The 26,530-nt window shown below is 61.4% G+C and carries 26 protein-coding genes and 1 other RNA gene; 14 read left to right on the top strand and 13 right to left on the bottom strand.

Annotation, left to right across the window (positions count from 1 at the left end):
• Positions 1–8: 8 nt before the first annotated feature.
• From FEF26_RS12555 to guaB1, 3 genes are all read right to left on the bottom strand, one after another.
• Positions 9–1,082, bottom strand: a complete 1,074-nt coding sequence (locus tag FEF26_RS12555) for a hemolysin family protein (RefSeq protein ID WP_138253887.1) — start codon at positions 1,080–1,082, stop codon at positions 9–11.
• The gene (locus FEF26_RS12550; protein ID WP_138253886.1) at positions 1,079–2,545 is read right to left on the bottom strand and encodes a hemolysin family protein; all 1,467 of its coding nucleotides are present in this window, start codon (positions 2,543–2,545) and stop codon (positions 1,079–1,081) included. Before FEF26_RS12550 ends, FEF26_RS12555 begins: the two co-directional genes overlap by 4 nt.
• A 133-nt stretch (positions 2,546–2,678) precedes the next feature.
• Complete coding sequence (guaB1, locus tag FEF26_RS12545) at positions 2,679–4,166, bottom strand: GMP reductase (RefSeq protein WP_138253885.1); 1,488 nt, start codon at positions 4,164–4,166, stop codon at positions 2,679–2,681.
• 126 nt (positions 4,167–4,292) lie between these two features.
• Between guaB1 and FEF26_RS12540 the strand changes: the two genes are divergently transcribed.
• Positions 4,293–8,165, top strand: coding sequence for a multifunctional oxoglutarate decarboxylase/oxoglutarate dehydrogenase thiamine pyrophosphate-binding subunit/dihydrolipoyllysine-residue succinyltransferase subunit (locus tag FEF26_RS12540; RefSeq protein ID WP_138253884.1), 3,873 nt, complete (start codon positions 4,293–4,295; stop codon positions 8,163–8,165).
• Positions 8,165–8,782: a GDSL-type esterase/lipase family protein gene (locus FEF26_RS12535; protein ID WP_138253883.1), complete on the top strand. Its 618-nt coding sequence runs from the start codon at positions 8,165–8,167 to the stop codon at positions 8,780–8,782. Before FEF26_RS12540 ends, FEF26_RS12535 begins: the two co-directional genes overlap by 1 nt.
• Positions 8,783–8,828: 46 nt before the next feature.
• Here the strand turns inward: FEF26_RS12535 and FEF26_RS16410 are convergent, their stop codons facing one another.
• The 3 genes from FEF26_RS16410 to FEF26_RS12525 all read right to left on the bottom strand — a co-directional run bounded on the left by FEF26_RS16410 (position 8,829) and on the right by FEF26_RS12525 (position 9,900).
• Positions 8,829–8,903 carry a 50S ribosomal protein bL37 gene (locus FEF26_RS16410; protein ID WP_373868394.1) on the bottom strand — a complete coding sequence of 25 codons (75 nt, stop codon included), beginning with the start codon at positions 8,901–8,903 and terminating at the stop codon, positions 8,829–8,831.
• 89 nt (positions 8,904–8,992) lie between these two features.
• Positions 8,993–9,268, bottom strand: a complete 276-nt coding sequence (rsrA, locus tag FEF26_RS12530) for a mycothiol system anti-sigma-R factor (RefSeq protein ID WP_138253882.1) — start codon at positions 9,266–9,268, stop codon at positions 8,993–8,995.
• Positions 9,268–9,900: a sigma-70 family RNA polymerase sigma factor gene (locus FEF26_RS12525; RefSeq protein WP_138253881.1), complete on the bottom strand. Its 633-nt coding sequence runs from the start codon at positions 9,898–9,900 to the stop codon at positions 9,268–9,270. The genes rsrA and FEF26_RS12525 overlap by 1 nt, the downstream gene beginning before the upstream one ends.
• 169 nt (positions 9,901–10,069) lie before the next feature.
• On the opposite strand from FEF26_RS12525, the gene FEF26_RS12520 reads away from it, so the two are divergent.
• From FEF26_RS12520 to FEF26_RS12465, 12 genes are all read left to right on the top strand, one after another.
• Positions 10,070–10,711, top strand: coding sequence for a DoxX family protein (locus FEF26_RS12520; protein WP_138253880.1), 642 nt, complete (start codon positions 10,070–10,072; stop codon positions 10,709–10,711).
• Positions 10,712–10,728: 17 nt separating this feature from the next.
• A complete protein-coding gene (aroA, locus tag FEF26_RS12515; RefSeq protein WP_138253879.1) occupies positions 10,729–12,057 on the top strand; it encodes a 3-phosphoshikimate 1-carboxyvinyltransferase in 1,329 nt (442 codons plus the stop codon).
• Positions 12,054–13,130 carry a ribosome small subunit-dependent GTPase A gene (gene rsgA / locus FEF26_RS12510; protein WP_138253878.1) on the top strand — a complete coding sequence of 359 codons (1,077 nt, stop codon included), beginning with the start codon at positions 12,054–12,056 and terminating at the stop codon, positions 13,128–13,130. The genes aroA and rsgA overlap by 4 nt, the downstream gene beginning before the upstream one ends.
• Positions 13,131–13,139: 9 nt before the next feature.
• The gene (hisN, locus tag FEF26_RS12505; RefSeq protein WP_138253877.1) at positions 13,140–13,961 is read left to right on the top strand and encodes a histidinol-phosphatase; all 822 of its coding nucleotides are present in this window, start codon (positions 13,140–13,142) and stop codon (positions 13,959–13,961) included.
• 25 nt (positions 13,962–13,986) lie between these two features.
• Complete coding sequence (locus tag FEF26_RS12500; RefSeq protein WP_138253876.1) at positions 13,987–14,901, top strand: metal ABC transporter solute-binding protein, Zn/Mn family; 915 nt, start codon at positions 13,987–13,989, stop codon at positions 14,899–14,901.
• A gap of 7 nt (positions 14,902–14,908) precedes the next feature.
• On the top strand, positions 14,909–15,640 hold the full coding sequence (locus FEF26_RS12495; protein WP_138253875.1) for a metal ABC transporter ATP-binding protein: 732 nt from the start codon (positions 14,909–14,911) through the stop codon (positions 15,638–15,640).
• Positions 15,637–16,500: a metal ABC transporter permease gene (locus tag FEF26_RS12490; protein ID WP_138253874.1), complete on the top strand. Its 864-nt coding sequence runs from the start codon at positions 15,637–15,639 to the stop codon at positions 16,498–16,500. Before FEF26_RS12495 ends, FEF26_RS12490 begins: the two co-directional genes overlap by 4 nt.
• 41 nt (positions 16,501–16,541) lie before the next feature.
• Complete coding sequence (locus FEF26_RS12485; RefSeq protein ID WP_138253873.1) at positions 16,542–17,261, top strand: metal-dependent transcriptional regulator; 720 nt, start codon at positions 16,542–16,544, stop codon at positions 17,259–17,261.
• A gap of 22 nt (positions 17,262–17,283) precedes the next feature.
• The gene (locus FEF26_RS12480; protein ID WP_166433027.1) at positions 17,284–17,802 is read left to right on the top strand and encodes a fluoride efflux transporter FluC; all 519 of its coding nucleotides are present in this window, start codon (positions 17,284–17,286) and stop codon (positions 17,800–17,802) included.
• Entirely contained in the window at positions 17,799–18,203 is a 405-nt protein-coding gene (locus tag FEF26_RS12475; RefSeq protein ID WP_138253871.1) for a CrcB family protein, read from the top strand. The genes FEF26_RS12480 and FEF26_RS12475 overlap by 4 nt, the downstream gene beginning before the upstream one ends.
• A 94-nt stretch (positions 18,204–18,297) precedes the next feature.
• Positions 18,298–18,671, top strand: a transfer-messenger RNA (tmRNA) gene (gene ssrA, locus FEF26_RS12470).
• 124 nt (positions 18,672–18,795) lie between these two features.
• A complete protein-coding gene (locus FEF26_RS12465; RefSeq protein WP_138253870.1) occupies positions 18,796–19,287 on the top strand; it encodes a methylated-DNA--[protein]-cysteine S-methyltransferase in 492 nt (163 codons plus the stop codon).
• On the opposite strand, the gene FEF26_RS12460 is transcribed toward FEF26_RS12465, so the two are convergent.
• The 7 genes from FEF26_RS12460 to FEF26_RS12435 form a co-directional block, all read right to left on the bottom strand.
• Positions 19,253–20,827 carry a DNA-3-methyladenine glycosylase 2 family protein gene (locus FEF26_RS12460; protein WP_138253869.1) on the bottom strand — a complete coding sequence of 525 codons (1,575 nt, stop codon included), beginning with the start codon at positions 20,825–20,827 and terminating at the stop codon, positions 19,253–19,255. The two genes, FEF26_RS12465 and FEF26_RS12460, sit on opposite strands and share 35 nt — an antisense overlap.
• A 67-nt stretch (positions 20,828–20,894) precedes the next feature.
• Entirely contained in the window at positions 20,895–21,398 is a 504-nt protein-coding gene (gene smpB, locus FEF26_RS12455) for an SsrA-binding protein SmpB (protein WP_138253868.1), read from the bottom strand.
• A 50-nt stretch (positions 21,399–21,448) separates the two neighbouring features.
• Entirely contained in the window at positions 21,449–22,366 is a 918-nt protein-coding gene (ftsX, locus tag FEF26_RS12450) for a permease-like cell division protein FtsX (protein ID WP_138253867.1), read from the bottom strand.
• Complete coding sequence (gene ftsE, locus FEF26_RS12445) at positions 22,363–23,511, bottom strand: cell division ATP-binding protein FtsE (RefSeq protein ID WP_138253866.1); 1,149 nt, start codon at positions 23,509–23,511, stop codon at positions 22,363–22,365. The genes ftsX and ftsE overlap by 4 nt, the downstream gene beginning before the upstream one ends.
• Before the next feature lie 23 nt (positions 23,512–23,534).
• Positions 23,535–24,647, bottom strand: a complete 1,113-nt coding sequence (gene prfB / locus FEF26_RS12440; protein WP_138253865.1) for a peptide chain release factor 2 — start codon at positions 24,645–24,647, stop codon at positions 23,535–23,537.
• A gap of 542 nt (positions 24,648–25,189) precedes the next feature.
• Positions 25,190–25,675 carry an HNH endonuclease gene (locus FEF26_RS16405; RefSeq protein WP_424991743.1) on the bottom strand — a complete coding sequence of 162 codons (486 nt, stop codon included), beginning with the start codon at positions 25,673–25,675 and terminating at the stop codon, positions 25,190–25,192.
• 157 nt (positions 25,676–25,832) lie between these two features.
• Positions 25,833–26,504 (bottom strand): HNH endonuclease signature motif containing protein, encoded by a 672-nt coding sequence (locus tag FEF26_RS12435; protein ID WP_424991744.1) that lies wholly within the window; start codon positions 26,502–26,504, stop codon positions 25,833–25,835.
• Positions 26,505–26,530 lie beyond the last annotated feature (26 nt).

The following is a 26,530-nucleotide window of genomic DNA, read 5'->3' as shown; positions in this document are numbered from 1 at the left end:
TCTCAAAATCAAGCGTTATCCACTGAGTGCTGCCTTCGGCTGTCTCGCGCCTGGGTGATGTCATGAATTTCCCCGACGAGAACTTCCAAAATGTCCTCCAAGAAGAGGATCCCCACTGTGGTGCCTGAGTCATCCATCACGCGTGCCAGGTGCGAACCTGAGGCTTGCATCGCAGCAAGACAACTGTCCAGGTCATCGGCGGTGCGCATATTGCCCAGGGAGCGCACCACGGTGACGGGGATAGGAGAGTTCACAGAGGCCTCTGGCAGAGCCATCACATCCTTCAGATGCAAATACCCCGAGTAGGCTCCCGAGTCGGACTCGACCACAAACCGGGAGAATCCGGTGCGCCCCACGGCTTTCTCGACTTTCTTGGGAGTCACCTCCTGGGGCACGGTGACCAGTTCCTGAACGGGAACCATGATCTCCTCCGCCGTGTGCTCCGTGAAGTCCAGGGCACCGGCGATGATGCCGGCGTCGTCGGTGACGGTTCCACCGCGTTTGGACTCCGCCACAATGGACTCCAGCTCATCCAGGGTGAACGTTGAAATCACTTCATCCCGGGGCGTGACCCGGAATGCGCGGAGCACCAGGTTGGCGAAGCTGTTCAGCATCCAGATGACCGGCATGAAGATTCTGTACAGGAGCACCAGGGGTGGTGCCAGCAGCAGGACTGCACGGTCAGCGACCGACACGGCGAAGTTCTTCGGCACCATCTCGCCGAAGGTCACGTGGAGGAAGCTCACCAGCATGAGCGCGATCACCAGACTGACCGCGTAGCTGGCCGCATCGGGCACGCCCAGTGCTTCGAACGGCACGGCCAGCATATGGTGAATCGCTGGTTCCGCCATGAGCAGCAGCAGCAGTGAGCAGACCGTGATGCCAAGCTGCGCAATGGCCAGCATCTGGCTGACATGTTCCATCGCGTAGAGGGCTGTCTTGGCCCGTTTGGAACCGGCGTCCGCTTTGGGCTCGATTTGGCTGCGCCGGGCGGAAAGCACCGCGAACTCACCGGCCACGAAGAAGGCGTTTCCGCCCAACAGCACCACGAGCCACACAAGCCCGAACAGATCCGAGGTCATCGTCCACCAGTCCTCTGACGCTCGGCACGTTCCTCCGCGAGCTTCTGAACGCGCTCAGTGTGCGCCTGAAGAGCAGCTCGACGCGACTCCACATCTGGAACGAACTTCACCCGGTCGATGCGTCGACCGTCGATGCCGACAACCCTCAGGCGCCCGGCGGCGAACTCCACCTCATCGCCCAGAGCCGCGACCCTGCCCAGTTCGTAGAGGATGAATCCGGCCACCGTCTCATAGGCCGAATCTTCAGGGATGTTCAGTTCGAGGATCTGAGCGTTGATCTCATCGGGACGCATCAGTCCGGGAAAGTACCACTCCCCTGAAGCGGACTGCAGGACTCCAGGGGTAAGCGCGTCATGCTCATCAGCAACCTCGCCGACGATTTCCTCCACGAGATCCTCCAGGGTGACAACACCCGCGGTGCCGCCGTATTCATCCTCCACNGCAACCTCGCCGACGATTTCCTCCACGAGATCCTCCAGGGTGACAACACCCGCGGTGCCGCCGTATTCATCCTCCACCACGGCGATCTGCAGGGGAGCTCTCCGGAGCTCTGATATCAGAGCATCCAAGTGGATGGTCTCCGGCACCCGAGTCACCTCGCTCATCAGCGTGGCGGCTACAAGTGGTTCGCGTTTGCTGCGCGGCACGGCCACGGCTTTCTTCACGTGGACGGCACCGCGAACCTCATCGATTCCCGACTCGCCCAGCACCGGAAAGCGTGAGTGGCCTGTGCGCCGGGCGGTGACGATCAGCTCATCCAGTGAAGCATCGGCATCAATAGTCACCATGCGCGGGCGCGGGGTCATGACATCGGTCGCTGTCTGCTCCGAAAACCGCAGGGTTCGGTCCAGGAACGTGGCAGCCTGCTCATCCAAAGTTCCCAGGCTCGCTGAGCGGCGCACCATCGCAGAAAGCTCTTCGGGTGTGCGGGCTCCGGAGAGTTCCTCCTTGACCTCAAGGCCAAACCGATTCAGGACCTTGTTCGAGAACCCGTTGAGCACAATGATCAGAGGTTTGAACACTGTGGTGAACATCAGCTGAGGACGCGCCAGCGCCCGACCGATGCGGAAGGACTCCGCGACCGCGAGGTTCTTGGGCACCAGTTCACCGATGAGCATGGTGACCAGTGTGGCGATCAGCATGGCGACGAACAGCGACACTCCGAACGCCGCAGCATCCGGAACACCGACGGCTTCCATCACTGGTTCCAGAAGGCTGCCTAAGGCAGGCTCGGTCACATAGCCGATCAGCAAGGTATTCAGGGTGATGCCCAACTGACAGCTGGAAAGTTGGGTGGACAGAGATTTAAGGCATTTCATCAGCGGGATCGCGCGCTTATCGCCAAGATCGATGGCACGCTGAACCGTTGGTTGATCAAGCGCTACGAGGGCGAATTCAACGGCGACGAAGAAGCCGTTGCCGAGGATCAGCAGGATGCCGACTAGAAGGAGGATCCACTCCACTTAGCGGAAGCACCTCCGCAGAGAGCTGATGAGAGAGAAAAAGTCAGTCCGGTGCAAGCCGGGTTGTCGATACTCCATAAGAATTCAGATTCTACACCGACGCTTCGAACATCACGTTCCGCACACAAGGTCTTTAGCGTTGCGTCCAGCCGGTCGGGACGGGTTTGCCTTCCTCGTATCCTGCAGCTGACTGAACTCCGGCCACAGCGCGCTGCCTGAACTCCTCTTGGGTGCGGGCACCCGCGTAGGTGAACGAGGAGCGGACTCCTGCGGTGATGGAGTCCACAATGTCTTCAACACCAGGTCTAGCGGGGTCCAAGAACATGGTGGAGGTGGAGATGCCCTCTTCGAACATGCCCTTGCGGGCCCGTGAGAACGCTGACTCCGCTGAGGTGCGGTGCTGCACGGCGCGCGCAGATGCCATTCCATAGCTCTCCTTATAGCGCCGGCCATCGGCGGCTGTAAGGAGGTCACCCGGGGATTCGTAGGTGCCGGCCAGCCAGGATCCAATCATCACCTGTGAGGCCCCCGCAGCCAGGGCGAGGGCGATATCCCGTGGATACCGCACTCCCCCGTCGGCCCACACATGAGCGCCCAGCTCACGAGCGGCGCCGGCACACTCCAGGACCGAGGAAAACTGCGGACGGCCCACTGCGGTCATCATGCGGGTGGTGCACATCGCCCCGGGGCCCACGCCGACTTTCACAATGTCAGCGCCAGCCTCGACCAGCTCGCGGGTGCCGCTTGCGGTGACCACATTGCCTGCAACGATCGGCACGCGGCGTGAGGTGGATTCCACCGCCCGGCGCACTTCGTTCAGCGCTTCAATCATCTTCTCCTGGTGCCCGTGGGCAGTATCGACCACCAGGACATCAACATCCGCTTCAAGGAGCGCCTCAGCGTTGGCGCGCACCTCACCATTGATACCAACCGCCGCTGCCACTTTCAGACGTCCAGACTCATCAACGTTCGGCCGGTAGATGGTTGAGCGCAGGGCTCCGGCCCGTGTGAGGACCCCCAACAGCTCCCCGGAAGCTGTTGTCACCGGCGCGTAGTTCGTTCCGGCAGCTTGCATGGCAGCGAAGGCCGGCTCAAGGACGGCGGCTGAGGCGGCGTCGTCGTTATCAAAAAGGTCCCGATGGGTGAACTGAACCTGCGGCATACGCATTACGGAGGCAACGGAGGAGAACCTGTCGACGCCCACCGTGTCAGCTGCTGTGACCACTCCTGCCAGCTGCCCTGCCTCGTCCAGGACACATACGGCACCGTGATTGCGCTTATCGAGAAGGTGGAGCACATCCAATGCGGTGTCTGCTCCGGTGACCTTCAGCGGAGTTTCCAACACGGGATGGCGTGTCTTTACCCACTCTGTGACCTCGCGGATGATCTCAGTCGGCACATCCTGAGGGAGCACCCCGAGACCGCCGCGGCGGGCCATAGTTTCCACCATGCGTCGTCCCGTGACAGCTGTCATGTTCGCCGCAATCAAAGGAGTCGAACTCCCCGTTCCGTCACCTGCAGAGAGGTCTACATCAAAGCGCGAAGAGGCCTGAGAACGCGACGGAATGAGGAACACATCCGCGTAGGTGAGGTCGTAGCCAGGGTCATTCATCAGTTCCATCACGGACACGATACCGCGAACGGTGGCAACTACCACCAGAAAGTCACTATGCTGGAGTGCGAATGATCCACTGAGGCACGACGCTGTGCCCGGCAACCAGATCACAATGGAAGAGGCGTATCCACAGTGCCAGAGCTAACGTCCAGCCGTCTCGCGGAAGAATTTCCCGGCAATGAATGGTTGGTCGCCGACATATATGACAAATATCTCGAAGACCCAGACTCGGTAGACCGCAAATGGGCGGACATCTTCCGCAGCCTGGAGTCTGAGTCGACCAACGGTGCCGCCAATGGTGCTTCACAGGGTGATAAGCCTGCGAAGAAGGACGACGCCGCCGCCGAGAAAGCACCCCGGGAAAGCGTCGACTCTGAGCCCACCGCGAGGAATCAGAAGCCGTCGAAGGACGAGACGACTCCGGCGACTGCCAAGCCCGCGGAGCCCGAAAGCGCGCAGAAGCCCAAGGGCGAGAAGACCTCCAAAACGGAGACGAAGCCGCAGGCTCCCAGCCAGCCCGCCACACGCCGGGCTGACCCCACACGCCCAATTCCCTCGGAACCTTCCAAAGCTGAGGCCTCCGACACCACGTCGGAGAAACCCAAAGAGGACGAGCATAAGGTACTCAAGGGCATTTCCAAGGCGATCGCAGCAAATATGGACGCCTCCCTGGAGGTGCCCACAGCCACCACGGTTCGAGCAGTGCCTGCCAAACTGCTCATCGATAACCGGACCGTGATCAACAATCACCTCAAGCGCACCCGGGGCGGGAAGGTCTCCTTCACTCACCTGGTCGGCTTCGCAATGCTGAAGGCACTGAGGGAAAACCCCTCCATGAACGTCACCTATGACGTCATCGACGGCAAGCCCACGGCCATTCACCCGGCGCATGTGAACTTCGGTCTGGCTATCGATATGCCTCGCCCAGACGGTACCCGTGCGTTGATCGTGCCCAACATCAAGGGCGCTGAGCAGCTCAGCTTCACCGAGTGGTGGGCGGCCTATGACGATCTGGTCAAGCGGGCCCGCGACAATAAGCTGAGCCCCTCAGACTACGCGGGAACAACCGTGAGCTTGACCAACCCCGGCGGTATCGGGACGGTCCACTCGGTCCCACGCCTGTCCAAAGGCCAGGCTGTCATCGTCGGTGTCGGAGCATTGGAGTACCCAGCAGAGTTCCAGGGTGCCTCGGAGAAGACGCTGAACAACCTGGCGGTCTCCAAGGTCATTACGCTGACCTCCACCTATGACCACCGCGTGATCCAAGGCGCTGGCTCTGGTGAATTCCTGAAGACAATTCACGAGCTTCTGCTCGGCCGAGACGATTTCTACGAGGAGATCTTCGAAGCTCTGCGCATCCCCTACCAGCCCATTCACTGGTCGGCAGATATTCAGGTCAATCCTGAAGAGCAGATCAACAAGGTCGCTCGCATTCAACAGCTCATCCACTCCTACCGGGTGCGTGGACACCTCATGGCCTCAGTGGATCCCCTGGAATACAAGATGCGCGCTCACCCCGACCTGGACATCGAGAACCATGGTCTGACCCTGTGGGACCTGGATCGGGAATGGCCCACAGGTGGTTTCGGAGGCAAACAGTCGCTGCCGCTGCGGTCCATTCTGGGCGTGCTGCGGGATACTTACTGCCGCAACACCGGTGTCGAGTACATGCACCTGCAGTCCCCGGAGGAAAGGGACTGGTTCCAGGAAGAGATCGAACACCCGTACACAAAGCCAAGCCGGGACGAGCAGTTCCGAATCCTCGGACGGCTCAACTCTGCCGAGGCGTTCGAAACGTTCCTGCAGACGAAATTCGTTGGCCAGAAACGATTCTCCCTCGAGGGCGGAGAGGCTCTCATTCCACTACTGGACACCATCTTGTCCGGTGCCGCCGATGAGGGCCTCGATGAGGTCGCGATCGGTATGGCCCACCGTGGGCGGCTCAATGTGCTGACCAATATTGCAGGCAAGACGTACGCCCAGGTTTTCCGCGAATTCGAAGGCCGGGAAGCCGGCTCCAGCTCAGGGTCCGGAGATGTGAAGTACCACCTGGGCACGCGAGGCTCTTTCACCTCAGACCGAGGAAACACCACCCGGGTGTACTTGGCCGCCAACCCCTCTCACCTGGAAGCCGTCAATCCAGTCCTCGAAGGCGTCGTGCGCGCCATGCAGGACCGCCTGGACCGCGGTGCCGATAACCTCAACAGTTTCTCAGTGATGCCCCTGCTGATCCACGGTGACGCCGCCTTCGCCGGCCAGGGTGTCGTCGCGGAAACGCTGAACATGTCGCAGCTGCGTGGGTACCGCACAGGTGGCACCGTGCACGTGGTGGTCAACAACCAGGTTGGCTTCACCACAGCACCCTCTGCTGCTCGGTCGATGACCTACTGCACTGATATGGCGAAGGCCATCCAAGCCCCGGTCTTCCACGTCAACTCCGATGACCCTGAGTCGGTGGCCCGCGTTGCGCAGCTGGCGTTCCGCTACCGTCAGCGGTTCAACAAGGATGTTGTCATCGACCTGGTCTGCTACCGGCGTCGTGGTCATAACGAGGGCGACGATCCCTCGATGACACAGCCCAAGATGTACAACCTCGTGGAGGCTAAACGCACCACACGCCGCCTGTACACAGAGGCTCTGGTTGGACGTGGTGATATCACTCAGGAAGAAGCCGACCAGGCACTGGCGGACTACCGCCAGCGCCTGGAACGCGTCTTCACTGAAACGCATGCCGCACAAACTCAACCTGTCTCCACAGTCGAATCCAGTGGCGGGTCCTCCAGCAGTGCGGTCGCTCCTACCGCTTCCCAGGAAGAGGATGAGACTCCAGAGCGCTCCCCCGATGACACGGCCATCAGCAGTGAGACGCTGGCCCATATCGGTGAGGTGCACACCAACATCCCTGAGGGATTCACACCGCATCCCAAGCTGAAGTCTCTGCTGGAGAAGCGCGCCAAGATGACCCGCGAGGGTGGTATCGACTGGGGCTTCGCGGAGATCGCGGCCTTCGGTTCGTTGCTCATGGAAGGCATTCCGGTCCGGATGTCCGGCCAGGACTCCCGTCGCGGAACATTCGTCCAGCGTCACGCGGTCTTCCACGACCGTGTCAATGGTGACGAGTGGTACCCGTTGAAGAACCTCACTGATGACCAGGGCCGGTTCTTCATTTACGATTCGCATCTCTCCGAATACGCTGCGCTTGGATTCGAATACGGCTACTCCGTAGAGAACCCCAGCTCTCTGGTGCTCTGGGAAGCCCAGTTCGGTGACTTCGTCAACGGTGGCCAGATCATCATCGACGAGTTTGTTGCCACCGCCGAGCAGAAGTGGGGCCAGCGGTCTTCACTTGTCATGCTGCTTCCGCACGGGTACGAGGGTCAGGGCCCGGATCACTCCTCGGGACGCCCAGAGCGCTTCCTCCAGCTGTGCGCAGAGGACAATATGACAGTGGTCATGCCGTCTACAGGGGCGAACGTCTTCCACCTGCTGCGTCGGCAGGCAGTGGCACGTCCTCGTCGACCACTGATCGTATTCAGTCCCAAGCAGCTGCTGCGCCTGAAGGCTGCTGCGAACTCTGTCGAGGATTTCACCACTGGCACATTCCAGGAGGTCATCCCCGACCGTGATGTTGACCCCGCAAAGGTCAAGCGAGTTCTCGTGGTATCCGGGCGGTTGTACTACGACCTTGTCGCCAAGCGCACCAAGCATGAGGACGAGACCACTGCCATCGTGCGCCTCGAGCAGCTCTACCCCATGCCCGTGGAGACGCTCCAAGCGGAACTTGACAGGTACACGAATGCAGAGACCTTCGTCTATGCTCAGGACGAACCAGAGAACCAGGGTCCGTGGCCGTTCTTCGGAATGAACTTCGCCCCGCGGATGACCCAGGAATTTTCGCTGGTTGCGCGTTCGGAGTCTGCGGCCACATCAGTGGGACAGGCTAAGCGTCACGCCAAGGAGCTCGACACGCTCCTTTCCCAAGCCTTTCCGCATCTGGACCTCTGATGGAGGGTGAGACGCTTCCGCGGAGGGTCCGGTTAGTGGCCGTCGGCGACGAGCTGCTGACCCCTGCGGCGGATCCGCGGGCTCTCGGCTGGTTAGGTCGGGTGCTGTCGAAGACACCGCTGGAGGATATCCAGCTCGAGCCCTACGTACTGGCGGTCCCTGGGGAGGGTGTTGAGGCTCTCTCCAAACGTTGGGAAGCTGAGGCCGCGTCACGGTTCGGCCCGATCGCTGGAGACGACGCCGTCGAGCGGCACCTACTGGTGACTCTCAATGATAAGGACCTTCGGTCGGCGTCCTCCGCCCGGGCTCGGCTGAATCTGGCGAACATTCTTGACCGCGCGTCACAGCAGGGAATTCGGTGCTTCGTGGTGGGCCCTGTACCGGGGCTGGATGCGGATCACAATAGACGTGTCGGCGAACTCAATCGCGCGTATATGGATGTTGCTGAGCGCCGCGGTCACACCTACGTGGATGTCTTCACCCCGCTGGTGGACCATGCTCAGTGGCGTAGCGACCTCACCGCCAATGAGGGACGCCCCGGCCAAGCTGCTTTTGGGCTTATCGCGTGGCTGGTGCTGCACCGTGGATGGCACAACTGGTTAGGAGTCAAAGAGTAAGGCCCCACCGGTTTTCATTGGTGGAGCCTTACTCTGCTGGTGACGCTCAGGCGTTTGGCCGCTTGCCGTGATTGGCGCTGTTCTTGCGGCGTGCCTTGCGTTTACGTCCACGCTTACCCATAGTGGACTCCTTTCGTTGACAACCCGCACAAGTTTACAGGACCCGACCCCAGGCTGGGCACATGCCACCGCATGAGAGGCGGACCTGGCTCAGTGTCTGGCTTCGATTTTTATCTGACTGATGCGCTGGATTATGGTCAGTTTCAGCGTCTCCGGTGCCTGCTCCGTGCAGGAGCGTTTGACGACCGACCGGATGAGGCATTCCAGGTCGTAGTCTGAGGCGCATTCCGGGCAGTCGCTGAGGTGGTTCTGAACATCACTGATGTCATCACGGGATAAAGCGCCGTCGAGGTATTCGTAGATGCGTTCCAGGCGTTCTACTGCCTCTGCCGTCGACTCGCATTCCTTGCAGTTCTCTGTGCCCATCAGCTCTCCTTCCCCCGCTTGAAGCCTCGTTCACGCGCATAATCCGACAACAGGCTCCGCAGCAGCTTCCTGCCTCGGTGGAGCCTAGACATGACGGTTCCAATAGGAATGTTCAGGATCTCCGCGATTTCCTTATAGGCGAATCCCTCAACATCTGAGAAGTACACCGCCAGACGGAACTCCTCAGGGATCTGCTGAAGCGCTTCTTTGACATCACTGTCCGGAAGATGGTCCAGGGCCTCTGCCTCTGCAGACCGCAGTCCGGAACTGGTGTGCTCAGCAGCCTGGGCCATCTGCCAATCCTCAACCGTGTCGGTGTTGGCCTGGAGTGGCTGGCGCTGTTTCTTGCGGTAAATGTTGATGTAGGTGTTGGTCAGGATCCTGTACAACCACGCCTTGAGGTTAGTGCCCGGCTTGTATTGGTGGAAGGCCGAATACGCTTTTGTGTACGCCTCCTGCACCAGATCTTCAGCATCCTGGGGGTTGCGGGTCATCCGCATCGCCGCCGAGTACAGCTGGTCGACATACTGCAGCGCCTCGCGCTCGAACCTGGTTCGGCGCGCGGCGTCTGTCTCCGCGGCGACGTCGATCTCCTCGGACAGTGTGGAAGCAGGGGCAGGGCGCTCACTCATCACCTCTGAGTCTACGCCCACCACCTGATGCTTCGCGGGACGGTCTAGTACTGCCACAGTCATGCTAGTCAGAACCACGGCGGAGGCTTCCACATTCCTGGCCACTTGATAGATTAGTGCCGGACAAGCGTTTTTAGGCGCGGGATTCCCGCCTCAAGGAGGAACTAGCATGACTCTGATCCGCAAAATCGCCCGGCCGCTGCTCGGCGCAACCTTTATTTACGACGGTGTGGAGAAGCTGCGCAACCCCGATGAGGCGGCGGAAGAGCTTTCCCCCGCCTTGGATGAGATTGCCGGTTTTTTCTCGCAGGCTGATCAACTCGCGGCAAAACCACGACTGACAGCACAGGTCCTCGGTGGCGTCCAAGTCGCTGCGGGTGTGGCCTTGGCCTTCGGAAAGTGCCCTCGAGTTGCGGCCTTGACTCTGACCGGAGCCCACAAGCTGAACTCCTACGCAGAGTTTCGATCCGCTCAGCTGCAGTCCGCAGGAGATGAGGTCACTCAGCGGAAGACACTGCTGAAGAACATCTCAATCCTGGGTGGATTGAACTTGGCTGTGGTGGACCTCGACGGTAAGCCCTCATTGGGCTGGCGCGCCGAACACATCTCCAAGCGCGCCAAGAAGAAGGGCGCCAAGTTCGGCGATAAGACTCTCAAATGGGCAGAGGATCTGGGCGACGACGCCACCAGCACCCTGACAGCTTGGGAAAAAGACGCCAAAAAGAACTTCAAAAAGGCGGAGAAGCAGGCGAAGAAGGCTGTGAAGTCCGCGGCCGCTGAAGCGCAGAAGGCAAAGGACAAGGTCTCCTGAATCGACTTCAGACTGCTTTGAACGAAACTCCTCAGGGTCACCCCACAGGCTGGCCCGCGCCCTCAGCAGACTCACCTGTCGTCGGAGAAGTGACCGTTCCTGCTTCGAAGTCTCTGACGAACAGGTATCTGCTGCTGGCCGCACTTGCCGAAGCGCCAAGTGTTGTTGTAAATCCCCTCGCCTCGCGTGATTCGGCGCTGATGCTCTCAGCACTTCATGCGTTGGGAGCCCAGGTGGAAGCGATCACCGATTGGGAAGGCTCTGGTGAGGATGCGGTGCGGGTCACCCCGCTGACTCGCGGTTCTGAGCCGGTCACAGTGGACTGCGGTCTCGCTGGAACGGTGATGCGATTCCTCCCTGCCGTGGCGGCTCTTTCACCGGGTCGCGTGCAGTTCGACGGTGACCCTGAGGCGAAGGTCCGCCCTATGGGGGCGGTATTGGAAGGTCTGCGCGCTCTCGGAGTACGCATCACAGAAGGCGGGACCCCGGGGCATCTGCCCTTCACTGTGGACTCTGCGCAGGGGCTGGAGGGCGGGGAGGTCACGATCGATGCTTCCCAGTCGAGTCAGTTCGTCTCCGGTTTGCTCCTGGCCGCTCCTCGCATGTCGGCGGGGCTGACCCTCCACCACTCGGGCACGCAGGTACCGTCGCTGGAACATGTCGAGATGACGCTCAAGGTTCTCGCCGACCTCGGTGTTGAGGTCAGCAGCCCCACACCGTTCACGTGGCGAGTCGAGCCAGGTCCGATACCTCCTTTCACCGTGCGAGTGGAACCTGACCTTTCCAACGCAGGGCCCTTCCTCTGCGCGGCAGCAGTCACCGGCGGTGGAGTAACCATGCCTGGCTGGCCACTGGAGTCCACGCAAATCGGCCGCCGCTGGCCTCAGCTCCTGACCGATTTCGGCTGCCAGGTGACCCTCACACCTACATCTGAAATGTCCGGATCTCTCACGGTCAAGGGACCCGAACGGCTGACCAGCCCGGGCACAGTCGACGGCACCGCTGAGCTGACACCCACAGTCGCCGCCCTGGCAGCATTGTGCTCGGAAGAAACAAAATTCACCTCCGTTGGACATCTGCGAGGGCATGAAACCAACAGGATCGCTGCTCTGGTGAACGAGGTTCGCCGCCTGGGCGGCGCAGCAGAGGAAACCGACGACGGCTTCCGGCTTCTCTCTCGCGTGAAGCGTGGAGACGTTGTCCTCAGCTACGCCGATCACCGAATGGCTACCTTCGGAGCGGTACTCGGCCTTGCCATCCCCGGCGTGGTCGTGGAAGACATCGGCAGCACAGCGAAAACGATGCCTGATTTCCCTGACCGGTGGTCTGCCCTGGTAGAGGCATGAACCGCTGGGACTCATGGGATGAATCCCGAGTGCGGGTAAGGCCCAATAAGCGCGGCTCCCGCCCACGGACCAAGGAGACTCCTGACTATTCGGATGCGGAGCTCGCCCGCGTTGTCCAAGTAGACCGCGGACGCTACACCTGCTTCTTGGAAGCCCGAGGTTCTGCATCGGAGCGTGTCGTCACCGCTATGCGGGCCAAGGCGCTCCGGCGTTCCCCAGTAGTCCCCGGGGACATCGTGAGACTCGTCGGCGACACCTCAGCCGCAGCAGGCACTCTTGCGCGGTTGGTGCGGGTCGAAGAGCGCCGCACGCTTCTGCGCCGCTCCGCCGACGACACTGACGAAGCCGAGCGGGTCATTGTGGCCAACGCGGATCAGTTGCTGATCGTGGTGGCCTCTGCAGATCCTGAGCCCCGCACAGGTTTTATCGACCGAGCACTTGCCGCTGCCTACGATGCCGGTATTGAGCCGATTCTTCTCATCACCAAAGCCGATTTGGCGCAGGACCCGACCGATCCAGCTGGCCTGGTCTCGCACTACCTGCAGCTTGAGTTCCCCATCGTCATCTCTGGGCATGAAGAGCAGCAGCAGCTCTCCCCTGCCGCTCTGGATCGGCTCCGCGAGCTCTTAGCGGGACAGGTGACCGTCCTGATCGGGCACTCGGGAGTGGGAAAGTCCACTATGGTCAACGCGCTCACCGGTGCCGACCGCGCTACTGGCGGAGTCAACGCTGTCACCGGGCGGGGACGCCACACCTCATCCTCAGCGGTAGCGCTGCAGGTGAATCCTGACGGGTGGGTTGTGGACACTCCCGGAGTGCGCAGCTTCGGCCTGGCACATGTTCATCCTGATGATGTGTTGGCCGCCTTCGAGGACCTCGTGGAAGGCTCAGAGTCCTGCGAACCGGGTTGCCTGCATGAGTCTCCTGCGGGAGGCTGCGCCTTAGACGCGTGGGTGAAGCAGGGCCATGCCGGGCACAACGGCCCAGCACGCCTGGCCAGCTTGCGGAATCTGCTCCACTCGCTCTCCGGAAGTCCCGAGGATGAGAGGGAGAAACGCCTCGGTGCCACGTAGAGTGAGCTCATGAGCCTCGCCTCCAGCCCCTACACCGAAGACCTCCGTCTGGCCCATATGATCGCCGATGCGGTCGACGCGAAGACGATGCAGCATTTCAGCCGAATGGACTTCGCGGTGGAAACGAAGCCAGATCTGACGCCGGTGACTGTGGCTGACCGCGAGGCCGAGGAACTGATCAGATCCCAGCTCTCCAGAGCTCGCGGCAGGGACGCAGTGTACGGTGAGGAATTCGGTGAGACCGGCTCCGGTCCGCGCCGCTGGATCCTCGACCCGATTGACGGCACAAAGAACTTCATCCGAGGTGTTCCCGTCTGGGCTACGCTGATCGCTCTGGTCGATCACGGTGAGCCGGTGGTCGGGGTCGTGTCTGCGCCTGCTCTTGGACGGCGCTGGTGGGCAGCTAAGGATGGTGGCGCCTACACGGGCAAATCACTCTCCGCCGCCAAGCAGCTGAATGTCTCCCAGGTCGCTTCACTGGCCGATGCGAGCTTCTCCTATTCCTCCTTAGACGGTTGGCGCGACATTGACCGTCTCGAGCAGTTCCTGTCCCTGACCGAGCGTGTGTGGCGCACCCGCGCCTACGGAGACTTCTGGTCCTACTGCATGGTGGCCGAAGGCAGCGTCGATATTGCCGCTGAACCGGAACTCGAGCTCTACGACATGGCGGCTCTGGTCCCGATCGTCCAAGAAGCCGGAGGCCAGTTCACCTCCTTGGACAACGACCCCGGCTGTTCGGGACCCAACGCGCTTGCCACCAACGGCTTCCTCCACGCACCTGCTCTGCATGCGCTTCATGCACAGCCCAACGAACCAACATTCGACTTTTAGGTATGACTAACTTTAGAGTGTAGGCATGCCTAAATATCTTCTTGCTCTCCCAGGTATCGGCATCCTCGCCCTCAGCGGCTGCGTCCAGGACCAGACAGACGCCGACGGTTCACCTCTGGTGGTCACGACCTTCTCCGTTCTTGGAGACATCACAGAGACCATCGGAGGAGACAGAGTCCAGGTGCGCTCCATTACCCCCATCGGGGCTGAGGTGCACGAATACGATCCCACACCATCCGATGTCCAGGCCGCCGCAGATGCCGACCTCATCATTGAGAATGGTCTCGGATTGGAAGAGTGGTTCGACCAGTTCATATCCCATGCGGAGGCCCCCACGGTGACCGCATCCGAGGGCATGGAAGTCCGTTCCATCACTCGACTCCCGGGCCACCCTGATGACCCAGGAGCAGACTCGGACCTACCGACTGACCCTCATGGGTGGATCTCAGCGGACCAGTCCTTGACGTATGTGGACAACATTGAAGCGGCTCTGAGCGACCTAGCTCCTGAAGATGCTGAGTATTTCTCGGAGCGTGCCGAGCAGTACCGTGAACAGCTGCGGCAGTTGGCTGAGGAGTCCAGGCTCAACGCCTCCCAGCTGACGGACCCTGTCTTGGTCACGTGTGAGGGGGCTTTCGGCTACCTGGCCGAGGACCTGGGGCTCACCGAGCACTATCTGTGGCCGCTCAATGCCGAGAACGAAGGGACACCGCAGCAGGTCGAGGCCCAGATTCGGTTCGTCGAGGAAAACAACGTCGAGACTATTTTCTGCGAGTCCACGGTCAACGATGCCGCCCAGTCCCAGGTTGCCGAAACAACAGGCGCGGCGCTGGCTGACCCGCTCCACGTCGATTCGCTGACCGACGCCGATGGTCCTGCTCCAACTCATCTGGAGCTGGTAGAACACACCACAAGCACCATATTGGGTGAAGCGGAGTGACCCACCGATGAACGCAGCGGAGACCCCGGTCCACATCGAGTCACTGACCGCGGGGTACCCGGGTGTGACCGCGTTAGAGGATGTCAGCCTGCGCCTGAGACCAGGAACCATCACTGCACTGCTCGGGGCCAATGGGTCCGGAAAATCCACGCTCTTCTCCGCGTTGCTGGGCATGGTCCCCACCTCCAAGGGGCGGATCAGCATCTTCGGTACCGATTCGGCTAGGGCACGACGCCGCAATCTGGTCTCCTATGTGCCGCAGCACGAACAGATTGACCCCACATTCCCCGTCACGGTCGAACAAGTGGTCATGATGGGCAGGTATCCGCATATGGGATTCGCCCGCCTCACTCGCCCTGCTGATCGGGACTCGGTAGACCACGCACTGGCGCAGACTCGGCTAATCGATTTTCGCAAACGCTCAATAGGCGAGCTTTCCGGCGGCCAGCGCAAACGGGCCTTCGTGGCAAGGGCATTGGCGCAGCGTGCGCCGCTGATGCTCCTGGATGAGCCGTTCGCCGGGGTGGACCGCACCAGCGAACACCTCATCACCCAGGTCCTGCAGGATCTCAAGGCTGCGGGCACAACGGTGCTGATCTCCACCCACCACCTAGAAGGTGTGCACAGTCTGGCCGATGAGGTGATTCTGCTGCACCGCAGAGTCCTGGCAGCGGGACCACCTTCTCAGGTGTTGACCGATGAGCAGCTTGCTCAGGCCTTTGGGGAGGCCCTGTCATGATCGACCTGTTACTGACTCCGCTGCAGTACCCCTTCATGCAGAACGCTCTGGCTGTGGCCGTGATATCCGCAGCGGTCTGCGGCATGCTGTCTGCCTGGCTGGTCCTGATGGGCTGGTCGCTTATGGGCGAGGCGGTCGCACACTCAATCCTCCCCGGCGTCGTTCTTGCCTTCATCCTCGGTATCCCGCTGGGTGTAGGTGCATTCGTCTTCGGCCTAGCGGCAGTGGCTCTGATCGGAGTTTTGGGTCAGACCACCACATTGAAGCGCGACACCACGATCGGTGTGGTGTTCACCTCGCTTTTTGCCTTAGGGCTGGTCCTGATGTCCACGGTGACGACACAGACTCACCTGCAACACATTCTGTTCGGCAACGTTCTTGGCACCTCACGGATCGATCTGTACCAGGTCGCTGCACTAGGCACAGTCACCGCAACCGTTCTGCTGATCAAACGCCGCGACTTCACGCTCGTGGCGTTCGACCGGACCTACGCTCGTGCCATCGGCCTCCCCGTGGGTGTACTCACCGGGGTGTTGCTGGTGCTGTTAGCGCTGACCACGGTCACGGCGCTGCAAACGCTCGGCGTAATTCTGGTGGTTGCCGCTTTGGTCATCCCTGGTGCCACTGCCTTTCTGCTGGTTCGCAGTTTCGGGGCGATGCTTGCAGTCTCGGCAGGCGTGGGGGCCCTCGCCGCTGTGGCGGGGGTCTACGCCAGCTATTGGTGGGACGTATCCACCGGCGGGGCTATTGTTCTTGCCGCAACGGCTCAGTTCGCCCTCGCCTATCTGTTCTCTCCTAGGCAGGGGTTGATCGCCCAGGCGTGGCGGCGTCGCCGTCCCTCACAGACCGTTGAGGCCTGAGGAGCCGGCGCTGCTGGCGAGGATGCTGGCAGAATAGTCCTATGCCACGCACATCAGCCCAGGGCCGTTCCACGCTTCCCCCCAGTGGGGCGGCCGGCCCCGCGACCACCTCGGTTGAGGACTACGCCAAGACCATTTATGGTTTGGCCGAATGGGAGGGGGCCGACGTCACAGCTAGTGCCTTGGCGAAGACTCTTGGAGTATCGAACCCGTCGGTATCGCTGATGATCCGGAAAATGGCGGACCAGGGGTTGGTCGATCACACCCCCTATGCTCCAGTCCGGCTCACAGAACAGGGACGTAGGCTCGCTTTGGCCATGGTGCGGCGGCATCGGCTGCTCGAGACGTGGTTGGTCCGTCAGATGGGCTATTCGTGGGATGAGGTCCACGATGAGGCGGAACGTTTAGAGCACGCGGTTTCTGAGACTTTCATCGAACGCCTTGATGCCCGGCTCGGGCACCCGACGACGGATCCCCATGGTGACCCGATCCCGACCAGGGAGCTGAGTTTGAGCTATCCAGAGACCACACTGCTGTGTCAGATCCCGGCAGAGGTGGAGGTGCGGGTGGAACAGGTGGATGACAGTGTCCCGGCGGCGCTGCGAGTCCTGGATGAGCAGGACGTGCCGATCGGCGCCCAGGTCACAGTGGTCGCGTCGGCTGACGGAAACGTGGTGATCAGCGGCCCGCATGGGGAACAGAATGTGCCGATTGAGCATGATGTAGCTCATGCCGTGCGCGTCAGCGTCACAGCCCGCTGACCGACGGTCTATCGTGTACCCCGTGTCAACAACCGAGGAAGACCCCGCACACGCACCGTCCGGGAAGCCAGAGCTCTCGCTGCCTGTCCTGCTGGCATGCATTGCCCTCGCCGGCGCCTGCGGTGCGGTCCTGCGGCTGTTGCTGGTCGAACTGTCTGATGAACAGTTCATGCGGTTTCCTTGGATCACGCTGATTGTGAACCTCACTGGCTCCGGAACTCTGGGGCTGCTCTTTGGGGTTGCGCACGCTTGGCCCCGACTCCCCCGCTGGACTCTGCCAGTTGTGGGCACAGGTTTCCTGGGCTCCTACACCACGTTTTCCTCGGTGATCCTGGCCAGCACGTCGGTTCAGCAGTCGGATGTCTTCGCCCAACTTGCCGCCGCTGAGGTGATACCGCCGGACTTGTGGGAGGCGGGTGCATACCTGGTGATTTCTATGATCTTCTGCACGGCTGCCGCTGCGGCTGGCATTACGGTTGGCCGAGCAGTCTTCGGCTATACGGGCGAACGCAGACCAGCGCCACAGGAGGACAGCCCATGATGATGCCTGAGCTGACATTCTCGGTGGTGGTTGCAGGTGCGCTCGGTGGCGCTATGGGGGCGATCGCAAGGTTTCTGCTGGACCGATATCTACGCGCCGGGATCCTGGTGGCCAATACTGTTGGGTGCTTATCCTTGGGGGTCCTGGTCGGGTTCGTCAGCGCTTTTGCGGCTGATGACGCCAGCGGAGATCCTGCAAGTTGGCAGCCGCTCCTGGTGGGGCTCCTGGCGCTGGGGGTGACCGGTGCACTGAGTACGTTTGCGACCGTTGCGCTGCGAGCAGCTCAGCAATGGATGGAGGGCTCCCGGTGGATGGCTGTCGGAATGTGGGCCGCGCATGTGGTCTGCGGCGTGGCCGCTGCGGCAGTCGGTTTGACGACAGGGTGGCAATTGGCCGGCTAGATCCTCAGCCGTGGGGAATGGTGGCAGCCCTTTCGCTGTTGCGATAGACTGATACACCCGCTACATGCGGGGTACGAGTTTGATAACTCAATACGGGGACGATCGGTTTCGACGATCTGAGGTGATCGTGGAGAAGCGTGTCGTGGACGCCAAGTGACCACGTAAATACCCCTTGCGCAACCCAATAAGTGCCGAATCTAAGCGCACTGACTTCGCCCTCGCTGCATAAGTAGCGACGCGAGTCTGTCAGCCTGAGTTTGCCATCGACTCAGTGCCTGGCATCAGCTAGATGGCCAATGGAGTGCTCTTCTCGCCGCAAGGAGAGTACTCGACACTAAATGCGGCTGGGTCCGTCAGGTGCTTGTCCGTGAGACACCTGGGACCGAGTAACACGTTTAGCGGACTACACACGTAGAAGTCCACGAAAATCCAGATCGGACGCGGGTTCAATTCCCGCCGTCTCCACAAATCGCCCGAGCGGGTTCGCCTGCTCGGGCTTTTTTGTGCCACATTTCCCCGACATACACCGGGGCGTCACGCTCAGGTCCGATTCCCGCTAGACGCCAGCGGCGGCGCACGGTGGAATGAGAGTATGCACATCACAGTCCCCACGCCGGATGGCCCCTTCACGATCATCGCCGATGACCAATACGTGCTCGCCTCCGGATGGACCGATGACCCAGCCGCTCTGACGGCACTCATTCACCCCGACCTACGCCCCCGAGGGAACTCGAATGGGCCAGAAGATGTTCTGCACCAAGCAGAACAAGCAGTGCGGTCCTACTATGCTGGCGATACTGGCGCCCCGGGAACTGTGCCTGTTCGGCAGAAATCTGGGCCCTACCGGGAGCGCGCCTGGGATGCACTCCGCCAGGTTGCACCTGGCGCGCCCGTGACCTACGCCGAATTTGCGGAGCGGTCGGGACGTGCCACTGCTGTCCGGGCTGCAGCCGGAGCCTGCGCGAAGAACGCCGCAGCACTCTTCGTGCCCTGCCACCGTGTGATGCGCTCCGACGGAACGCTGGGCGGCTTCCGCTATGGTCTCGAGATCAAACGGAGCCTGTTGGACCGGGAGACCCGCTAGTGGCGGCTCGCCACAGGTGCATCGCCGCGTAGGATCGCCAGGGTGACCACCGCTGTGCGAGTTCCTCCAACTCCACGTGCGCCTTCGCCTTTGACATGCTGTCCACAAGGAGGCCAAGCTGGCGGGCACCCGCAACCAGGGCGACGTCGCCTGTCATCCAATCATTGGGGTCACCCAGTACTCGAAGGGCTAAGTAGGCGGCAGTCCACTGCCCGATCCCGGGAAGCGCGACTAACTGCGCCCGCATCTGGTCAGGATGGGCACCCGGGTGCACGTGCAGTGAACCGTCGATCAGTGCCACCGCCGCCGCCCTGACAGTTCGAATTGACCGCCGTGCGAGCCGCAGCGGTCGGTCCGGGTCCAGGGGCCCTTCGCTTGGAGGTTCCGGCACAGCTGCCAGAATCTCTTCGGGTGAGGGGAACAGTCTGCTGAGCCCGTCAAACGTTGAGTCAATAGGTGTGCCGAGTACCTGCGCCAGCCGACTCAGGTGTGTCCGCGCGGCCTTCACGGAGATCTGCTGGCCCACCACTGCGCGCACTACGTACTCTTCGGCCTCGGCTGTGCCTACCAGCCGCATTCCCGGTAGCTCGGCCACCAGCGGCCTCAACACCGGGTCTTGGCTGAGTGCGGAGTCCACCGCAGCCGGATCAGCGTCGAGATCGAACATCCTGCGCACTCGTGCCAGAACGACGCCGACATCAGCCAGAGAGCCCACCTCGCACCTCATGGACAACCGCCACTCGCGGTGACTATCGGCCACCGCAGTGACCTCGACGGCCCCGGGCCCATGAGGCAGTCGCAGGGTGCGTGCGTAGCGGAGGCGCCCGTTCTCGAGATAAGCCGCTTCCACCCCGGGCAGGGCACGCTCAGCCAAGAACTGGAACACACCTTCAGCGTCGAAGGGTTGGCGGACTGGGAGCATGAGCTGCAGCTGGAGCGGTGCTCCGTCAGCTTCCCGTGACGCCCTGGAACGGCCTGCCTTCTTACGAATCTCTGTGGGTGTGACCGCGTAGATCTGGCGAATCGTGTCATTGAACTGGCGAACCGAGCCGAAGCCTGCGGAGAACGCGATATCTGCGAGTTTGAGGTCGGAGCTGACCAGCAGGTTCCTCGCGATCTGGGCTCGGTGCGCCCGAGCTAGGGCTGCTGGGCCGGCTCCAAGCTCAGCGACGAGGGTTCGATGGATGTGCCTGCTGCTGTAGCCCAGCTGGCTGCTGAGGGCCTCGACATCGCCGTCGTTGAGCGCCCCTTCACGAATGATCCGCATTGCTCGGCCAGCCAAGTCCTGACGCAGGTTCCATTCAGGGCTTCCCGGGGATGCTTCCGGCAGGCAGCGTTTGCAGGCACGGAAGCCCGCTTCATGAGCTGCCGCTGAGGTGGAGAAGAACAGGACATTGGTGGCCTTCGGCGTCATGGCTGGGCATGAAGGCCTGCAGTAGATCCCTGTGGTCTTCACTGCGGTGAAGAACTGTCCATCGAATCGACGGTCCCTGGACTGCACAGCTCTGTAACGTTCAGCGGAACTGGTCGGTGACTCCATAGGGACATTCCACCCTCGCCAGGACCCTGTGTCTAGCGGGAATCAGACACAGCAGTTTCGCTGAGTTTCAGACCGAGGCTTGGCGGTTCTTGAGGCGCATCGCCCTCTGCGCCTCGCGGTTGTCCTGCTTCTCACGCAGGGTGTGCCGTTTGTCGAACTCACGCTTACCTTTGGCGATACCGATTTCTGCCTTGGCTCGCCCGTCTTTGAAGTACAAGCGCAGCGGAACGATGGTCAGGCCCGGGTCTTCAACCTGTCGGGAAATCTTGATGAGCTCTTTGCTGTGAAGCAGAAGTTTACGTTTGCGCCGGGTGGCGTGGTTGGTCCAGGTTCCGTTGAGGTATTCGGGGATGTGAACCTGCTCCAGCCATAGCTCATGTCTGCTGTCGAAGGCGGCGAAACCATCCACAAGGGATGCCTGGCCCTCCCGCAGTGACTTCACTTCTGTGCCGGTGAGGACAATGCCGGCCTCGTAGGTGTCGAGGATGGTGAAATCGTGAAAGGCACGCCGATTCCGGGCAATGGTGTGATTCTTGGGGTCTTTGACCTCAGGTTTCTTTTTCTTCGCCACAGCGCACCTCCTTTGGTGTGAGTCCGGACGCCAACAAAGTCAGCCTTCTACTATACCCGCAGGTGCTTCCGCACTGTCACCCAGGAGGATAACGCGGCAAGGAGTACCGCAACCAGCACCAGGCCGGGCATCACGATCCATGATTCAGCAGCTCCGATGAATACGATCCCGGTGACCTGCTGTGCAAGCCACTGTCCGATGAGGAACTCAGCGACGACCCAGGTGGCACCGCAGGCTAGGAGCGACCCTGCTAGAGCGGCGATGATTCCCTCAAAGATGAAGGGTGTACGGATCATGGACTTGGACGCGCCGACCATCCGCATGATGGAGGTTTCCCTCCGCCGGCTGAACGCTGAGAGTCTGATGGTGGTGGAAACGAGCAGTACTGTGCACAGAATCATCACCCCCGCGATGATGAGCGCGACTACTGTGAGCCCATTGAGGATCCCGAAGATCTGGTCCAGCACGGCCTGCTGGTCGGCGACGTTGTCCACGCCGGGCACTCCGGCGAACAGTTCATTGACGATCCCAAAGTCCTGGGGGTTCTCAAGCAGGATCCGGAAGGATTCGGTCATATCTTCGGCTGTGACATTGGCTGCTCGAACGCTGTCTTCACGATCCGCTAGAAAGTTCTCTAGAGCCTCTTCCTGGGTTTCGTAGCGGTAGGAGTCGACGTATTGGTTCGCTGCACCGGTGTCGAGCATCTCCTCGATGGATTCTCGTTGGGAGTCCGTCACTGGACCTGTGGGGCAGGCAGCTTCTGCCGATGATTCGGTGCACAGGAAGACGGAGATCTCGAGCCGATCGTAGAAGTCTTCGGTCATCTGATTGACCTGAAGCTGCATCAGGGCGGCGGTGCCCACGAAGGTGAGGGAGATGAATGTCACCAGCACTACGGAGGCGACCATCGCTACGTTCTTGCGCAAGGAGCTGAGGGTCTCCCCCAGTTGGTACATCAGCTGGCTCATCGCTTCCTCCTGCCGAAGATCCCCCGCGGCTTAGAGGCCCTGAGCTGATCTGCGGTGCGTTGGGTGTCCGCATAGGTGGACTCCGCCGCTGATGCCCGTGGACGCGGTATCGGGTGGCGTTCAGGTTCCTTGGTGTCTTCTGGGGAGGGCAGCGCCGAAGGCTGGTCCACTGGCTCCAAAGTATCGGTGGGCTCGTCGTCGTCGAATTCAGGTACTGCTGCGGCATCCACCTCGGCTCTGGATTCTTCAGGCTCGGCGTCGTCGTGCTGGGGGTCATCTTCGGGAAAGGTGACTTGGTATTCGCGGACACGAAAACCGGGGTCTTCCTCTACCTCTGGTTCGTCGGTCTGATTCTGGGCGACGGTAGGCACTGTTTGTGTGAGCAATGGCATCGGGTCGGATGCTTGCAGGCCACTCTCTTCAAGTTCGGCTGAGAGCAGTTCCCAGGCTGGCGAGCCTTCTGGAGGATCGTAGGAACCGTGTTCCTCATCCCGCACAAGTTGGCCCTTGTGCAGCTGCACTACGCGGCGTCGAGTCTGGTCGACGATTGCCCTGTCGTGGGTGGCCATGACCACGGTGGTTCCGGAGGCGTTGATCCAGCGCAGAATTTTCATGACTTCTTCGGAGGCGCGAGGGTCCAGGTTTCCGGTGGGCTCATCGGCTAGCACAATGGCGGGCTGGTTGACGATGGCTCGGGCGATGGCAGCCCGCTGCTGCTCACCGCCGGAGATTTCGTGAGGATACCGACGGGCCAGATGGTCCAAGTGGACCCGTTCGAGGGTTTTCATGACCTGTTTTTTGATGTGGCCCCGGGGTGCGGCGATCACACGCATCGCGAATGCGACGTTTTCGTAGATGGTTTTATCGGGCAGAAGTCTGAAATCTTGGAAGACCATTCCGATGCTGCGCCGGTAGTGCGGTACTCGGCGTTCAAGCATCAGCACCAGGTTCTGCCCGGCTACTGTGACCTTGCCCTGCTGGGGTAGGCCTTCACGAAGGATCATGCGCAGGAGCGTGGATTTGCCTGAGCCGGAGGCTCCGATGAGGAAGACGAAGTCACCGCGGTTGAATTCCACGGAGACGTCGTCGAGCGCAGGCTTTCCTCCGGACCGGTAGGTGCGGGTGACGTGTTCGAAGCGGATCATAGGGGGAAGTCAGCCTTGAGGTGTCAGTCGCTGGACGAGCCTTGTGCGCGCCAGCGAATGCCGGCCTCGATGAACCCGTCGAGGTCGCCGTCGAACACAGCTTGGGCGTTGCCGACCTCGTGGCCAGTGCGGAGGTCTTTGACCATTTGGAAAGGGTGCAGGACGTAGGAGCGCATCTGGTCTCCCCAGCTTGCCTTCACATCGCCCTTCATCTCATTCTCCTGGGCTTTTTCCTCTTCTTTTTTCTTTAACAGCAGCCGGGACTCTAGGACGCGCAGCGCGGCGGCCCTGTTCTGGATCTGTGATTTTTCGTTCTGCATAGACACCACGATCCCTGAAGGAAGGTGCGTGAGGCGCACTGCGGAGTCAGTGGTGTTCACGGACTGCCCGCCGGGGCCGGAGGACCGGAAGACGTCCACTTTGAGATCGTTTTCGTCGATTTCAATGGACTCGGTGCCTTCGAGGAGCGGAATGACTTCGACGGCGGCGAAGCCGGTCTGTCGCCGTCCTTGGTTGTCGAAGGGTGAGATGCGCACTAGCCGGTGGGTTCCGGCTTCCACGGACAGCGTCCCGAACGCATACGGCGCTTGGACTTCGAAGGTTGCGGATTTGATTCCGGCTTCTTCTGCGTAGGAGGTGTCGAGGATTTTCACATTCCAGTCGCGGCGCTCGGCCCAGCGCGTGTACATCCGCAGCAGCATCTCGGCGAAGTCTGCGGCATCCACTCCCCCGGCTCCGGATCGGATGGTGACGACGGCGTCGTACTCGTCGTATTCACCGGACATCAGGGTGACGATCTCCAGTGAGGCTAGGGCTTTGCGGATGGAGACGAGCTCTGCGGTGGCTTCGGCGGCGGTGTCGGCGTCGTTCTCTTCCGCGGCCATCTCTGCCATGATTTCGGCATCTTCGATGCGCGAATCCAGGGACCGTACTCGGTTGAGTTGGGCCTGTTTGTGGCTGAGCTGGGAGTTGACCTTTTGGGCGTTCTCTTGGTTGTCCCAGAGGTTGGGGTCGGCGGCTTCTTGCTCAAGATCGGAAACCTCAGCAGTAAGGGCGTCGACGTCGATGACGTCGGTGATGCGCCGCAGGGTGTCGCGCAGTTCGGCGAGCTCGGAGGAAAAGTCTGTTTCTGCCATAACGTGTCTACAGTACCGGGCTCACCGTGTGGGAAGTGTCAGGCAGAGCCGTAGCGCGACCTCATCAGAGCCGGACGTTCATCACAGGTTTGGGCGTCGCGCCGTCTGTCCCCCAGGGTGACGGCGACCGCAATCAGCGCTGCCAGGATGCCGTGCCCAAAGTTGAACGCTGAGATCAGCGATGGAGAAGACGCTCGTATCGCCGTGAGGGACGGAAGTCGCCACGTACGAGATTGCCGACCCCGACGTGTACCGCAGCAGGGCGAATGAGCTTGCGCCGACGACGAAACGGAGTCGTCTGCGAGGGTCGCGCCAGCTGTGTGCAGTGAGCACCAGAGCGAAGCGACCGGCACCCAGTGCATATCCTGAATCTGTCCAGTAGCCCAAAGCCTGGAACTGCTCGGAGAGGCTCGATGCTTGAAATGTTCAGCCGAACAGAGCTTTTTCACTTCACACCTCGCATCATCGGAGCCGGTGCCGTTCAACCCATCATATGGAAGTACCCACCTGGCGTCGTGGCATTAGTCCTAGGTACGAGTCGCTCAGTACTTGATGGTTATGGTGCTGGGTGCCCACATCATGGTGGGTGCCCCTAGGGCAGGCTCAGCTAGAGCCGGTTTCTGCCCGTGATCAGGTGATCGGGATCGGTGGTGGCCCCGGTTGGGGTTCGGCTTCCCTGGCGGGGGTTTCGCCGGTGGGGACGTCTCTGGTGCCGCACGCTTGGGTGGGGGTGTCTGTTTGTCTTCTGGTGGTGGGTTGAGGTGGCCGTGGGATTTCATCCGGTGATGCCGCCTACACAACGCCCACAAGTTTCCNTGGTGGCCCCGGTTGGGGTTCGGCTTCCCTGGCGGGGGTTTCGCCGGTGGGGACGTCTCTGGTGCCGCACGCTTGGGTGGGGGTGTCTGTTTGTCTTCTGGTGGTGGGTTGAGGTGGCCGTGGGATTTCATCCGGTGATGCCGCCTGCATAACGCCCACATGTTGGTCCCGGTGGTCTCACCCCCAGCATCCCAGGGGTGTTGATGGTCCATATCGCACCGCTGCGCCGCCACCGTGCACCCGGGCGCCTGACAGGTCCCATCGCGGAACACCAACGCATCCCGCAACCGGGCAGGAACAAACCGCCCCACATACCGGGCCGAAAGCAGCTCATAGTCCGCGTTACCCTCATCCCGCCGGGTCTGACCTTCATACCACTGGTGCCCCGCTCGAGGGTCCGCAGCTAATGCGCGGGCCTGACCAGCGGGGATCCGCCACGACCGGTCCGCTGAAACCCCCGGCTCCTCCGAGACCCCGGTCAGGGTCNTGATGGTCCATATCGCACCGCTGCGCCGCCACCGTGCACCCGGGCGCCTGACAGGTCCCATCGCGGAAGATCAACGCATCCCGCAACCGGGCAGGCGGGAACCGCCCCACATACCGGGCCGAAAGCAGCTCATAGTCCGCGTTACGGTCATCCCGACGGGTCTGACCTTCATACCACTGGTGCCCCGCTCGAGGGTCCGCAGCTAATGCGCGGGCCTGACCAGCGGGGATCCGCCACGACCGGTCCGCTGAAACCCCCGGCTCCTCCGAGACCCCGGTCAGGGTCGCTTCAGGGATCATCACCATAATCTTCGCCTCCACCGGGGCCTGATACACCCGCCCATCGCGCAACCAGGCGGTAAGAAGGTCCGCCTCCCGCTGCACCAGGGACCGAGAATCACCACCAGGACTAGCGCCCTCGGCGGGCTGAGCGCCATCACCGCTGTCGTCGCTGTCCTGTGGGCGGGGTTTGTCCAGGCCGCGGGCTGCCGCCCGCAGGCGGTTTTCAATCGCGGCTGCTTCCAGGGTGGGGAGGTAGGCCTCGAGGTAGCTCATCCCGTGCGGGTGATGCTCAAACCGCA

The organism is Nesterenkonia salmonea (genome assembly GCF_005771525.1).
GTDB lineage: Bacteria > Actinomycetota > Actinomycetes > Actinomycetales > Micrococcaceae > Nesterenkonia > Nesterenkonia salmonea.
This window is presented reverse-complemented; position numbering and strand designations above follow the sequence as displayed.

Coding starts and splice junctions, on each gene's coding strand:
- FEF26_RS12555 (WP_138253887.1), bottom strand. CDS start 1,082: ATGACCTCGGATCTGTTCGGGCTTGTGTGGCTCGTGGTGCTGTTGGGC.
- guaB1 (WP_138253885.1), bottom strand. CDS start 4,166: ATGGAACTGATGAATGACCCTGGCTACGACCTCACCTACGCGGATGTG.
- FEF26_RS12535 (WP_138253883.1), top strand. CDS start 8,165: ATGGAGGGTGAGACGCTTCCGCGGAGGGTCCGGTTAGTGGCCGTCGGC.
- rsrA (WP_138253882.1), bottom strand. CDS start 9,268: ATGGGCACAGAGAACTGCAAGGAATGCGAGTCGACGGCAGAGGCAGTA.
- FEF26_RS12525 (WP_138253881.1), bottom strand. CDS start 9,900: ATGAGTGAGCGCCCTGCCCCTGCTTCCACACTGTCCGAGGAGATCGAC.
- FEF26_RS12520 (WP_138253880.1), top strand. CDS start 10,070: ATGACTCTGATCCGCAAAATCGCCCGGCCGCTGCTCGGCGCAACCTTT.
- rsgA (WP_138253878.1), top strand. CDS start 12,054: ATGAACCGCTGGGACTCATGGGATGAATCCCGAGTGCGGGTAAGGCCC.
- hisN (WP_138253877.1), top strand. CDS start 13,140: ATGAGCCTCGCCTCCAGCCCCTACACCGAAGACCTCCGTCTGGCCCAT.
- FEF26_RS12500 (WP_138253876.1), top strand. CDS start 13,987: ATGCCTAAATATCTTCTTGCTCTCCCAGGTATCGGCATCCTCGCCCTC.
- FEF26_RS12495 (WP_138253875.1), top strand. CDS start 14,909: ATGAACGCAGCGGAGACCCCGGTCCACATCGAGTCACTGACCGCGGGG.
- FEF26_RS12490 (WP_138253874.1), top strand. CDS start 15,637: ATGATCGACCTGTTACTGACTCCGCTGCAGTACCCCTTCATGCAGAAC.
- FEF26_RS12485 (WP_138253873.1), top strand. CDS start 16,542: ATGCCACGCACATCAGCCCAGGGCCGTTCCACGCTTCCCCCCAGTGGG.
- FEF26_RS12475 (WP_138253871.1), top strand. CDS start 17,799: ATGATGATGCCTGAGCTGACATTCTCGGTGGTGGTTGCAGGTGCGCTC.
- FEF26_RS12465 (WP_138253870.1), top strand. CDS start 18,796: ATGCACATCACAGTCCCCACGCCGGATGGCCCCTTCACGATCATCGCC.
- FEF26_RS12460 (WP_138253869.1), bottom strand. CDS start 20,827: ATGGAGTCACCGACCAGTTCCGCTGAACGTTACAGAGCTGTGCAGTCC.
- ftsX (WP_138253867.1), bottom strand. CDS start 22,366: ATGAGCCAGCTGATGTACCAACTGGGGGAGACCCTCAGCTCCTTGCGC.
- ftsE (WP_138253866.1), bottom strand. CDS start 23,511: ATGATCCGCTTCGAACACGTCACCCGCACCTACCGGTCCGGAGGAAAG.
- prfB (WP_138253865.1), bottom strand. CDS start 24,647: ATGGCAGAAACAGACTTTTCCTCCGAGCTCGCCGAACTGCGCGACACC.